General features: G+C 65.7%; 8 protein-coding genes. All 8 read left to right on the forward strand.

All coding sequences use genetic code 11. The features are described from left to right. Window positions 1-42: 42 nt before the first annotated feature. Window positions 43-1,119: a 1,2-phenylacetyl-CoA epoxidase subunit PaaE gene (gene paaE / locus FXN65_RS16460; RefSeq protein WP_151134353.1), complete on the forward strand. Its 1,077-nt coding sequence runs from the start codon at window positions 43-45 to the stop codon at window positions 1,117-1,119. 180 nt (window positions 1,120-1,299) lie between these two features. Then, window positions 1,300-1,605: a DUF485 domain-containing protein gene (locus tag FXN65_RS16465; protein WP_151134356.1), complete on the forward strand. Its 306-nt coding sequence runs from the start codon at window positions 1,300-1,302 to the stop codon at window positions 1,603-1,605. Further along, window positions 1,602-3,248, forward strand: a complete 1,647-nt coding sequence (locus FXN65_RS16470; protein ID WP_151134359.1) for a cation acetate symporter — start codon at window positions 1,602-1,604, stop codon at window positions 3,246-3,248. Before FXN65_RS16465 ends, FXN65_RS16470 begins: the two co-directional genes overlap by 4 nt. A 33-nt stretch (window positions 3,249-3,281) precedes the next feature. Next, on the forward strand, window positions 3,282-4,517 hold the full coding sequence (locus FXN65_RS16475; protein WP_151134362.1) for an OprD family porin: 1,236 nt from the start codon (window positions 3,282-3,284) through the stop codon (window positions 4,515-4,517). Between the two features lie 136 nt (window positions 4,518-4,653). Next, window positions 4,654-6,714, forward strand: a complete 2,061-nt coding sequence (gene paaZ, locus FXN65_RS16480) for a phenylacetic acid degradation bifunctional protein PaaZ (protein ID WP_151134365.1) — start codon at window positions 4,654-4,656, stop codon at window positions 6,712-6,714. A gap of 314 nt (window positions 6,715-7,028) precedes the next feature. Beyond that, complete coding sequence (locus FXN65_RS16485) at window positions 7,029-8,354, forward strand: alginate export family protein (protein ID WP_151134368.1); 1,326 nt, start codon at window positions 7,029-7,031, stop codon at window positions 8,352-8,354. A gap of 47 nt (window positions 8,355-8,401) precedes the next feature. Further along, window positions 8,402-10,546, forward strand: coding sequence for a methyl-accepting chemotaxis protein (locus FXN65_RS16490; RefSeq protein ID WP_151134371.1), 2,145 nt, complete (start codon window positions 8,402-8,404; stop codon window positions 10,544-10,546). Between the two features lie 180 nt (window positions 10,547-10,726). Further along, a complete protein-coding gene (locus FXN65_RS16495) occupies window positions 10,727-11,956 on the forward strand; it encodes a DUF3422 domain-containing protein (protein WP_151134373.1) in 1,230 nt (409 codons plus the stop codon). The last annotated feature ends 238 nt before the right edge of the window (window positions 11,957-12,194 follow it).

Genomic DNA, 12,194 nt, shown 5'->3' on the forward strand with positions numbered 1-12,194 from the left:
TTGTATTCGCCCTCCGCGCGGCAATGCCGCAGGAGAAGAACAATGAGCAAGTTCCACAGCCTGAAGATCAAAGAAGTGCGCCCGGAAACCCGCGATGCGGTGTCCATCGCCTTCGACATTCCCGCCGATCTCGCCGATACCTTCCGCTTCACCCAGGGCCAGCACCTGGTGATGCGCGCCCAGATGGACGGCGAGGAAGTGCGCCGCTCCTACTCCATCTGCACCGGCGTCAATGACGGCGAGCTGCGGGTGGCGATCAAGCGCGTGGCCGGCGGCCGTTTCTCCGCCTATGCCAATGACAGCCTGAAAGCCGGGCAGAGCCTGGAAGTGATGCCGCCGTCTGGCCACTTCTTCGTCGAACTGGACGCCGCGCGCCACGGTAACTACCTGGCTGTGGCCGCCGGCAGCGGCATCACGCCGATCCTGTCGATCATCAAGACCACACTGGAAAGCGAGCCGAACAGCCGCTTCACCCTGATCTACGGCAACCGTTCCAGCGCTTCTGCACTGTTCCGCGAACAGTTGGAAGACCTGAAGAACAGCTACCTGCAACGCCTCAACCTGATCTTCGTGTTCAGCCGCGAGCAGCAGGACGTGGACCTCTACAACGGCCGGATCGACGCCGACAAGTGCGGCCAGTTGTTCTCCCGCTGGATCGACGCCAAGGCCCTGGACGCCGCCTTCATCTGCGGCCCGCAGGCCATGACCGAAACCGTGCGCGACCAGCTCAAGGCCAACGGCATGCCCGCCGAGCGCATCCACTTCGAGCTGTTCGCCGCCGCCGGCAGCAGCGCCAAGCGCGAAGCCCGCGAAGCCGCCCGCGCCACTGACAGCGCCAGCAGCCAGGTCACCGTCATCAGCGATGGCCGCGAAATGACCTTCGAACTGCCGCGCAACAGCGTCAGCGTGCTGGACGCCGGCAATGCCCAGGGTATGGAACTGCCCTTCTCCTGCAAGGCCGGCGTGTGCTCCACCTGCAAGTGCAAGGTGATCGAAGGCGAGGTGGAGATGGACAGCAACTTCGCCCTGGAGGACTACGAAGTGGCCGCCGGCTACGTGCTGTCCTGCCAGACCTTCCCGGTCAGCGAGAAAGTCGTCCTCGATTTCGACCAGCTCTAAGCGACACCCGCAGCAGCGAGCTCTGCGCGCGAAGCGTTTGCCACCCGTGCATTCGCGAGCAGGGCTCGCTCCTGCAAAGAAATAGAAAAGCAGTGCCAGCAACACCCCCGTTCGACTCAAGCAGCCTTGCCGTCGGCCGTCGAACGGGTGCCTCGACAATCACAAAAAGAGAGAGCAACCATGACCCCGCAAGACCTCGATCGCATCCGGGAAAACCCGGACTTCATCCAACTGGTCCGCCGCAAGCAACGCCTGACCTGGTCGCTGACCGCCGCCATGCTGGTGATCTACTACGGCTTCGTGCTGCTGGTGGCCTTCGCCCCTGGCGTGCTCGGCCATTCCCTCAATGGAGGCGTCACCAGCGTGGGCATGCTGGTGGGCGTGGCCATCATCCTGCTCTCCTTCGCGCTCACCGGCATTTATGTGAAGCGCACCAACGTCCTCGACCCGCTGAACGACAAGGTCAAGCAGGAGTGCGGCCAATGAAAGCACTCGCTTCCCTGCTGCTCGCCGCCGGTCTCCTGGCCTCCCAGGGCGCGTTCGCCGCCGACGCCGCCACGCGTCCGCTGAACTGGAACGCCATCTACATGTTCCTCGCGTTCGTGCTCTTCACCCTCGGCATCACCCGCTGGGCCGCCTTGCGCACGCGCTCGGCCGCGGACTTCTATACCGCCGGCGGCGGCCTCACCGGCTTCCAGAACGGCCTGGCCATCGCCGGCGACATGATCAGCGCGGCGTCCTTCCTCGGCATTTCCGCGATGATGTTCATGAACGGCTACGACGGCCTGTTGTACGCACTGGGCGTACTCGCCGGCTGGCCGATCATCCTGTTCCTGATCGCCGAGCGCCTGCGCAACCTGGGCAAGTACACCTTCGCCGACGTGGTGTCCTATCGCCTGGAGCAGAGCCCGATCCGCATCACCGCCGCCTTCGGCACCCTGACCGTGGCGCTGATGTACCTGGTGGCGCAGATGGTCGGCGCCGGCAAGCTGATCGAGCTGCTGTTCGGCCTCTCGTACACCCAGGCCGTGATGCTGGTGGGCGTGCTGATGGTCTGCTACGTGACCTTCGGCGGCATGCTGGCCACCACCTGGGTGCAGATCATCAAGGCGGTGCTGCTGCTGTCCGGCACCAGCTTCATGGCCTTCATGGTGCTCAAGCATTTCGGTTTCAGCACCGAGGCGATGTTCGCCGCTGCGGCCTCCGTACACGCCAAGGGCGCGGCCATCATGGCGCCGGGCGGCCTGCTGTCGAACCCCATCGACGCCATTTCCCTCGGGCTCGGCATGATGTTCGGCACCGCCGGCCTGCCGCACATCCTGATGCGCTTCTTCACCGTGAGTGACGCCAGGGAAGCGCGCAAATCGGTGTTCTACGCCACTGGCTTCATCGGCTACTTCTACCTGCTGCTGATCGTGGTCGGCTTCGGCTCCATCGTCATGGTCGGCACCAACCCGGAATTCCGCGATGCGGCCGGCGCCATCATCGGCGGCGGCAACATGGTGGCGGTGCACCTGTCCCACGCGGTTGGCGGCAGCCTGTTCCTCGGCTTCATCTCCGCCGTGGGCTTCGCCACCATCCTGGCGGTGGTGGCTGGCCTCGCGCTGTCCGGCGCCTCGGCGGTGTCCCACGACCTGTACGCCTGCGTGATCCGCAAGGGCAGGGCCAGCGAGCGTGAGGAAATGCGCGTGTCGCGTATCGCCACCCTGTGCATCGGCGTGCTGGCGGTGATCCTCGGCCTGCTGTTCGAGTCGCAGAACATCGCTTTCCTCTCCGGCCTGGTGCTGGCCATCGCCGCCTCGGTCAACTTCCCGGTGCTGTTCCTCTCCATGTTCTGGAAAGGCCTGACCACCCGTGGCGCCGTCGCCGGCAGTTTGGCCGGCCTGGTGTCCGCCATCGCCCTGCTGGTGTTGAGCCCCGCCGTCTGGGTCAACGTGCTGCACCACGACAAGGCGCTGTTCCCCTACTCCAACCCGGCGCTGTTCTCCATGGGCCTGGCCTTCCTCAGTGCCTGGCTGTTCTCGGTGACCGACGCCTCCGAGCGTGCCAAGCAAGAGCGCGGCCGTTACCTGGCCCAGTTCATCCGCTCCATGACCGGCATCGGCGCAGCCGCCGCCAGCCGCCACTGAGCCCTGAGCAACCGGACAATGGATAGAAGAACAATGCCCCACAGTCGCACACTCGCGCCGCTCGTTGCGACGCTCACCCTGCCCCTAGCCACCTCGGCGCTGGCGGATTTCATCGAAGACAGCAAGGGCAGCCTCGAGCTGCGCAACCACTACATCAACCGCGACTTCCGCCAGGACGGCGCACCTCAGTCCAAGGCCGAGGAATGGGGCCAGGGCTTCACCGCGCGCATCGAGTCGGGTTTCACCGAAGGCACCGTGGGCGTCGGCCTGGACGCCATCGGTGAACTGGGCGTGAAGCTGGACGCCAGCCGCGACCGTCGTGGCACCGGCCTGCTGCCCTTCGGCCCGGTGTCGAAGGAGCCGGTGGACGACTACAGCGAGCTGGGCCTGACCGCCAAACTGCGCGCCTCCCAGAGCGTGCTGCGCCTGGGCACCCTGCAGCCGCTGCTGCCGGTGGCGACCTACAACGACACCCGTCTGCTCTCTTCAACCTTCCAGGGTGGCATGCTGACCAGCCAGGAAATCAGCGGCCTGACCTTCAACGGCGGCCGCCTGACCCGCACCAACCTGCGCGACTCCTCCGGCCGCGACGACATCGGTTTCGGCGCCGCCACCAGCGACGCCTTCAACTTCGCCGGCGGCACCTACGCCATCAACCCGCAGCTGGCGGTGAGCTACTACTACGGCCTGCTGGACGACATCTACCGCCAGCAGTTCGTTGGTCTGGTGCACACGCTGCCGCTGTCCGGCGGCTTCAACCTGAAAAGCGACATCCGCTACTTCGACAGCCGGGGCGATGGCGTCGAGCGCGCGGGGGAGATCGACAACCGCAACTTCAACGGCATGTTCAGCCTGGGCAAGGGCGCCCACCGGTTCAGCGCGGCGTTCCAGCGCATGTCCGGCGACAGCGCCTTCCCCTTCCTCAATGGCGGCGACCCCTACGTGGTCAACCTGGTGACCTTCAACACCTTCACCCGCGCCGAGGAAGATGCCTGGCAACTGCGCTACGACTACGACTTCGCCGCACTGGGCGTTCCAGGTCTGACCTTCATGACCCGCTACGTCGACGGCGGCAACGTCAAGACCGCCAGCGGCGACGATGGTGAGGAATGGGAACGCGACAGCGACCTGGCCTATGTGATCCAGAGCGGTTCCCTCAAGGGCCTGAGCCTGCGCTGGCGCAATGTCACCTTCCGCTCCGGCAACGGGCTGACGACCGACCTCGATGAAAATCGCCTGATCCTCGGCTACACCCTGACCCTCTGGTGAACAGCAGAAAAACCGAACCCTTGTAGGAACGAGCTTGCTCACCAAAGCCAGCTCCCGGTGCGCGAGCAAGCTCGCTCCTACATGAACACCAAACCGACGCCGGTGCCCCTGCACTGGCCTTCACGGAGATTTCCCCATGAGTAACGCCTCCACGCTGCAAAGCTTCATCGGCGGTCGCTGGATCGGCCAACACGGTTCCCAGGCACTGCGCAGCGCCATCGACGGCAGCACCCTCTTCCGCACCCACGAGGAAGCCCTGGACTTCTCCGAAGCCGTCGAACATGGCCGCAAGCGCGGCATCGCCAGCCTCATGGCCATGGACTTCCAACAGCGCGCGGCTCGCCTCAAGGCCCTGGCGCTGTACCTGACCGAACACAAGGAACAGCTCTACACGCTGTCCCGCCACAGCGGCGCCACCCGCGCCGACAGCTGGATCGACATCGAGGGCGGCGCCGCCACCCTGTTCAGCTACGCCGGCGTCGGCGCCCGCGAGCTGCCCTCCGGCAACATCGTCCATGAAGGCCCGGCCATGCCGCTCGGCAAGCAGGGCACCTTTGCCGGCACCCACATCCTGGTGCCCCGTGGCGGCCTGGCCGTGCACATCAACGCCTTCAACTTCCCCATCTGGGGGATGCTGGAGAAGTTCGCCCCGAGTTTCCTCGCCGGCATGCCCTGCATCGTCAAGCCGGCCACCGCCACCAGCTACCTGACCGAAGCCGCCGTGCGCCTGATGCATGAATCCGGCCTGCTCCCGGAAGGCAGCCTGCAACTGATCATCGGCAGCACCGGTGACCTGCTGGACCGCCTGCAAGGCCAGGACGTGGTGACCTTCACCGGCTCCGCCGACACCGCTGCCAGGCTGCGGGTGAACGCCAACTTGATTCGCAACTCCGTACCCTTCAACGCTGAGGCGGACTCGCTGAACTGCGCCATCCTCGCCCCGGAAATCACCCCGGACGATCCGGAGTTCGACCTCTTCGTCAAGGAAGTGGCCCGCGAGATGACCGTCAAGGCCGGCCAGAAGTGCACCGCCATCCGCCGTGCCATCGTCCCCGCCAAGCACATCGACGCCGTGGCCGAACGCCTGCGCGATCGCCTGTCCAAGGTGGTGGTCGGTGACCCGGCCGTGGAAGGCGTGAAGATGGGTGCCCTGGCATCCCACGCCCAGCAGGCCGACGTGGCCGAGCGCCTGGATGCCCTCCTGCAGAGCAGCGACCTGCTGTTCGGTGCCCGTGACGGTTTCGCCCCGCGCGGCGACGGCGTGAACGAAGGCGCCTTCTTCGCCCCGACCCTGCTGCGCTCCCGTGACCCGCACGCCGAAGGCGGTGCCCACGACATCGAGGCCTTCGGCCCGGTGAGCACCCTGATGGCCTACGACGATATCGACGAAGCCATCGCCCTGGCGGCCCGTGGCAAGGGCAGCCTGGTGGCCAGCCTGGTCACCAAGGACCCGGCCGTCGCCGCCCGCGTAGTGCCGCAAACCGCCGCCCTGCACGGCCGCCTGCACATCCTCGACCGCGAGTCCGCCGCCGAATCCACCGGCCACGGCTCGCCCCTGCCGGTACTCAAGCACGGCGGCCCCGGCCGCGCCGGTGGTGGTGAAGAACTGGGTGGCCTGCGCGCGGTGAAGCACTACCTGCAGCGCACCGCTGTCCAGGGCTCGCCCACCATGCTGGCTGCCGTGACCCGCGAGTACGTCCGCGGCGCCAAGGTGATCGAGACCGAAGTGCATCCGTTCCGCCGCTACTTCGACGAGCTGCAGATCGGCGAATCCCTGCTGACCCACCGTCGCACCGTGACCGAGGCCGACATCGTCAACTTCGGCTGCCTGTCAGGCGATCACTTCTACATGCACTTCGACGAGCTGGCCGCCAGGGAATCCCAGTTCGGCAAGCGCATCGCCCACGGCTACTTCGTGCTTTCCGCCGCCGCCGGCCTGTTCGTCTCCCCGGCTCCGGGCCCGGTACTGGCCAACTACGGCCTGGACAGCCTGCGCTTCATCACCCCGGTGGGCATCGGCGACACCATCCAGGCGCGCCTGACCTGCAAGCGCAAGATCGACCAGGGCAAGAAGAGCCCCAAAGGCGAGCCGCAAGGCGTAGTCGCCTGGGACGTGGAAGTCACCAACCAGAACGGCGAGCTGGTGGCCAGCTACGACATCCTCACCCTGGTGCTGAAACGCCCGGAAGCTGTTTGAACCGAGTCGCTGCGTGAGTTTACGACCGGCCTTCGGGCCGGTTTTTTTTACCCTGCTCGGACACGCTCACTTGTGGGAGCGATTTCAATCGCGATTCAAATCGAAGATTTGCCGGGAACAGCTGCGCCGTCCATTCGCGAATAAATTCGCTCCCACAGGAATGCCCGGCAGCCCCGACAAGGCGCTGGCGTTCCGAATCTGGCACGCAGGCTCAAGCCCTTGGCAAGCAGGCACAAGGCCGGCATTCGGCAACTCCTTAGTATCCGGTCGCAGAAACGCTCCCCTGCCAATATCAAGAAGAAGGAAGCCTTGCGATGTCCCGGTCGAACCTGTTCCGACTCTCCACCCTCGCGCTGCTGGTGGGCGCCGCTACCCAGGCTGGCGCCTATGAGCTGTACGCCGATGAAGACACTCACCTGAACGCTACCCTGGAGGCCGTGTACGGCTTCTTCCACAGCCAGGAGAACTACGCCATCACGGGCTCGAAGAGCGAGGGATCGTCGTCCTGGCGCGAGGGCTACGCCAAGTACGGCATCAGCTTCGACCAGGGGCTGGCGGGGGCCGGCACCAGTTACGGCGCCTTCAACATGCTCAGCTCCGGCACCTGGGGTGATGGTGACGCGGCGGGCTTCACCGATGGTTCCGAGCGCACGACCAAGATCGAAGACGCCTACCTCGGCTGGCGTTCCGGCCAGTCGTTCGAGGCACTGGGTGAGGACGGCGTGGACTTTTCCTTCGGCCGCCAGAACCTGATGATCGGCGACGGTTTTCTCATCAACGGCGATGCCCTGAACCTCGGCAAGGGCCTTGCCGACGGCGAGTTCAACCGGGGTGGCGCCTATTGGCTGGCCGCACGCAAGGCGTTCGACCAGACCGCCGTGCTGCGCCTCGGCGGCAAGGATGGCCTGCGTGGCGACCTGATGTGGCTCAAGTCCGACAACCGCGCCCAGGCCAAGCCCGAAATGCTGGTGGGCAACCTGGAGCATGTATCCGCAGCCGGCACCCTGGGCCTGACCGCCATCGACATCCGCGATATCGACGAAGAGTTCGCATCGCCCTTCCAGGCCGAGCGCGACGGCATGAAGACCTACAGCGTGCGCGGCCAGGGCAATGCCGGGGTCGAGAACCTGTTCCTTTCCGGTGAGTACGCCTGGCAGGACAAGAAGAACGTCGACGACGAGAACGCCTGGTACCTGGAAGCCGGCTGGACCTTCTCCGAGGTGGCCTGGAGCCCATACGTCAGCTACCGCTACAGCCGTTTCTCGGAAGGTTACGACGCGCTGTTCACCGGTTTCAGCCGTGGCTACGGCACCTGGTTCCAGGGTGAGGTGGCGGCCAACTACGCCGGCCCGTTCAACACCAACACCCAGGTCCACCACGTCGCCTTCAAGGTGTCGCCGCTGGAGAACCTGAGCCTCGGTGCCCTGTGGTTCGACTTCAACACCCTGGACCGCGACCTGGGCAATACCGACGGCCGCGAACTGGATCTCTACGCCGAATGGGCGGTGAGCGACAACCTGATCGTCATGCCGCTGGTCGGCCTCTACAAGCCTGACCGCAGCGCGGAAGAAGGTGGCACCCAGCTCGGTGGCGACGACAGCAACCTCTACAGCCAACTGGTGTTCGTCACCACTTTCTGAACCCATCCGGGGCGGTGACGCCCCGGTTCCTCATGCGGCCGTTCCCCATGTCCAGCCCCAGCCTCAGCATCCAAAGCAAGATCACCCTGCTGGCAAGCCTCTGCCTGATCCTGGTGGTGGGCCTGCTGGTCGGCCTGTCGCTATACCAGACCCGCGCCAGTACCGAACGGGTCAAGGATTCCAGTGGAGCCATGCTGGCCGAAGCCGCGCGCCTCAACCTGCAGGCCCAGGGCAAGGTCCAGGCCCTGCAGATCCAGCGCAGCTTCACCCGCACCCACGAATATGGCCTGGGCCTGGCGCGGCACCTGCTCTACCTGCGTGAGCGCGCCGCCCGTGGCGAGATGAATGCCGAAACCCTGCGTTCCGAACTGACCGGCGAACTGCGCAAGGCCGTCGAACTACGTCCGGAGCTGCTCGGCCTGTTCCTCATCTTCCAGCCCGATGCCCTCGATGGGCGCGACGCCGAGTTCAAAGGCCGCGGCGACCTCGGCAGCAACGACGCCGGGCGCTTCGCGCTGTACTGGCTGCAAGCCAGGCCGGGTGAGTTGCAAGCCGTGCCAGGCGACGAAAAGCTGCTGGCCGATACCGCCCCCGGCCCCAGCGGCGCGCCCTTCAACGCGTTCTTCACCTGCCCGCGAGACAGCGGGCAACTGTGCTTGCTGGAGCCCTATTTCGACGAGTCTTCGGGCAGCCGCAAGCTGGTCACCAGCGTCGCCTTCCCACTGCTGGAGCACGGCAAGGTACTGGCGGTGATCGGACTGGATATAAGCCTCGACAGCCTGCAACAGGACGCCCTGGCCAGCAGCCGCGAGCTCTATGAAGGCAACGGTCGCGTCAGCATCATCAGCCCGTCGGGCGTGGTTGCCGGTCACAGCCAGGATGCCGGCCAGCTCGGCAAGCGCGTGCAGGCCGTGCTGCCGGAACAGGCAAGCGGGGTCCTGGACTTCCTCGGCCGCAACGAACCCCATGCGTTCATCGACAAGGGCCGGATCAGCGTACTGCAGCCGCTCTCCCCTATCGCCGGGGCAAAGCCCTGGGGCGTGCTGCTGGGCGTGCCGCAACAGGTGCTGCTGGCACCTGCCGAAGCCTTGAAGGTGCAGATGGACGACGAGCGCCTGCAAAGCTCGATGCTGGAGTTCACCCTCGGCTCCGTCGCGGCCCTGCTCGGGGTCGCCATGATCTGGCTGGCCGCCCGTGGCGTCACCCGCCCGCTGCTGCGCCTGGCCGCCATGCTGGAAAACATTGCCGACGGTGAAGGCGACCTCACCCGGCGCCTGACCTACGCCCGACGTGACGAGCTGGGCCGCCTGGCGCTGGCTTTCAATCGTTTTCTCGACAAGCTGCAACCGGTGATCGCCAAGGTCCAGGGCTCGGTGCGAGACGCCCGTGACACCGCCGACCAGTCGGCGCTGATCGCCCGCCAGACCAGCGAAGGCATGCAGCAGCAGTTCCGCGAGATCGACCAGGTCGCCACCGCCCTGCATGAAATGTCCGCGACTGCCAACGCCTCGGCTCAGAGCGCGGCGCAGGCTGCCGACGCCGCGCGCAACGCCGACCAGGCCAGCCGCGAAGGCCTGGACGTGATCACCCGCACTACCGACGCCATCCAAGCCCAGGCGCGGGATATGAGCGAGGCCATGGCTCAGCTCCAGACGCTGGCCCAGAGCAGCGAGCAGATCGGTTCGGTGCTGGAGGTGATCCTTTCCATCGCCGGGCAGACCAACCTGCTGGCCTTGAACGCCGCCATCGAAGCGGCCCGCGCCGGTGACGCCGGACGTGGCTTCGCCGTGGTGGCCGATGAGGTGCGCAGCCTGGCGCGCCGGACCCAGGATTCGGTGGAAGAGATCCGCCAGGTGATCCTCGACCTGCAGAACGGTACCCGCGATGTGACCCGGGCCATGCAAGGCAGCCACGGCCTGGCCCAGGAAAACGTCAGCCAGGTGCAGCAGGCGGTCACCGCGCTGGAACGCATCGGCCACGCGGTCAACCTCATCACCGAGATGAATCTGCAAATTGCCAGTGCCGCCGAGGAACAAAGCAGCGTCGCAGATGAGATCAACCGCAACGTCGAGGCCATCCGCGACGTGACCGAATCCCTGTCCGGCCAGGCCGAGCAGTCGGCGCAGGTCAGTCGTCAGCTCAATGACCTGGCCAACCATCAGCAGGGGCTGATGCAGCAGTTTCGCGCCTAGGGCTCAAAAGGCCCTGGCGCGCTCTTGGGCGGCCCGTCCGCCACTCCCCGCCGCCGCCGGCCTGAAGGACTATCCGTCCCGACTGGTCGGTGGCACTCCAACTTTCCAGTCGCGCAGGTGTGACCGCCTCCCGGGCAGGCCGCGTCATCGAAGAAAACCTCCCTGCCCACAGAAGTCCCCATGCATCCACTTCGCAAAGCGCTGCACAACGAGCTGCACTCGCGGCCGTCGATCTACTTCCGTGATCCGGCCAACGTCTATCACTTCGCCTTTTCCGATGCCGAGGACGTCTGCGACGCCCTGGTGGACCGCCTCAACCAGGCCGCCGACGCGCCACTGGCCAGCAATGGCTCGCAAGGCCTGCTGCGCATGGGCGAGAACACCCTGAAATGGGAGCGCCATACCGAGTTCTTCACTCTCACCCTGGTGGTACCGCGTGCGCCGGGCGACCCGTTGTGGCCGCCGCTGCCGGAAACGCTGGAAAGCCTGGTGAGCGAGCACCGCAATCTGCTGATCAATGCCGACCAGGTGCTGGTGGAGTCGGACGCGAACTGGGCGGGTGACACGGCAGCCTACGGATTCAAGGACCCGTCCGGGTCCACCCTGGGGGGCGGCGATGCCATCGCCTGGTCGGACTTCCGCCTCACCGAGGACGGCGTCAACCGCATCCTGCTGGTCAACCGCCGGCTCAATGCCTATCGCCTGGGCCGGATGATCCGCCGCCTGCTGGAAATCGAGACCTACCGCATGATGGCCTCCCTCACCCTGCCGGTGGCCCAGGCGGTGAGCCTGCAGTTGAAGGAGTACGACAAGGAGCTGACCAACCTCTCCGACCGCAATGCCGAGGGCAAGGGCAGCGCCAAGGAGCTGTCGACGGATATCGCCGCCCTTTCCGCCCGTATCGTGCGCAGCACCGCCCGCACCCGCCAGCGCTTCAGTGCCACGGAGGCCTACGCGCAGATCGTTTTCGAGCGCATCAACGAGCTGCGTGAATCCCACATCGACGAATGCCAGCGCCTGGGAGTCTTCATCGAACGACGTTTCCGACCCACGGTGCGCTACTGCGCCGCCACCGACCAGCGCCTGGTGCGCCTGGGCCAGAGCGTGGCGAATCTCAGTGACCTGCTGCGGGCACGGGTCAATGTGGAGGTGGAAGAACAGAACTCGGAAATCCTGCGCAGCCTGAATGCCCGCGCCGATACCCAGATCAAGATCCAGAAGGCGGTGGAAGGCCTGTCGATCATCGCCATCAGCTACTACCTGCTGAGCCTGTTCAAGCTGTTCTACGGCGGCCTGCATACTCTCGGCCTGGATGTATCACCGAAGACCGCGATCCTGGTGATGACGCCGGTGGTGGCGCTGATCCTGGGCGCGATCGTCCTGCGGATCAGGAAGGCGAAGGGGCACTGATCCTGTTACCAGAAAGGCCTGCAGGGGCGATTTCAATCGCCAAGGGCAGCGAAGCCGCCCCCTGCACGTCCGATGGGCAGGCCTGCGGCCTGCCTGGCGAATGAATTGGCCCCCATAAATGAGCGCCAGCAGCACGGGATGGCCGGAGGCTGGATGGGTGGATTGATTCGCGATTGACCACGCCCTCGACCCAGCCCTTTCCCGAAGTGAGAGGGAGCCATTCCGTGCCGGATATTGC

It is taken from the genome of Pseudomonas lalkuanensis (assembly GCF_008807375.1).
Classification (GTDB): Bacteria; Pseudomonadota; Gammaproteobacteria; order Pseudomonadales; family Pseudomonadaceae; genus Metapseudomonas; species Metapseudomonas lalkuanensis.

What these genes read in the sequence shown, in the direction of transcription:
- paaE (WP_151134353.1), top strand. Translation starts at nt 43, where the DNA reads ATGAGCAAGTTCCACAGCCTGAAGATCAAAGAAGTGCGCCCGGAAACC.
- FXN65_RS16465 (WP_151134356.1), top strand. Translation starts at nt 1,300, where the DNA reads ATGACCCCGCAAGACCTCGATCGCATCCGGGAAAACCCGGACTTCATC.
- FXN65_RS16470 (WP_151134359.1), top strand. Translation starts at nt 1,602, where the DNA reads ATGAAAGCACTCGCTTCCCTGCTGCTCGCCGCCGGTCTCCTGGCCTCC.
- FXN65_RS16475 (WP_151134362.1), top strand. Translation starts at nt 3,282, where the DNA reads ATGCCCCACAGTCGCACACTCGCGCCGCTCGTTGCGACGCTCACCCTG.
- paaZ (WP_151134365.1), top strand. Translation starts at nt 4,654, where the DNA reads ATGAGTAACGCCTCCACGCTGCAAAGCTTCATCGGCGGTCGCTGGATC.
- FXN65_RS16485 (WP_151134368.1), top strand. Translation starts at nt 7,029, where the DNA reads ATGTCCCGGTCGAACCTGTTCCGACTCTCCACCCTCGCGCTGCTGGTG.
- FXN65_RS16490 (WP_151134371.1), top strand. Translation starts at nt 8,402, where the DNA reads ATGTCCAGCCCCAGCCTCAGCATCCAAAGCAAGATCACCCTGCTGGCA.
- FXN65_RS16495 (WP_151134373.1), top strand. Translation starts at nt 10,727, where the DNA reads ATGCATCCACTTCGCAAAGCGCTGCACAACGAGCTGCACTCGCGGCCG.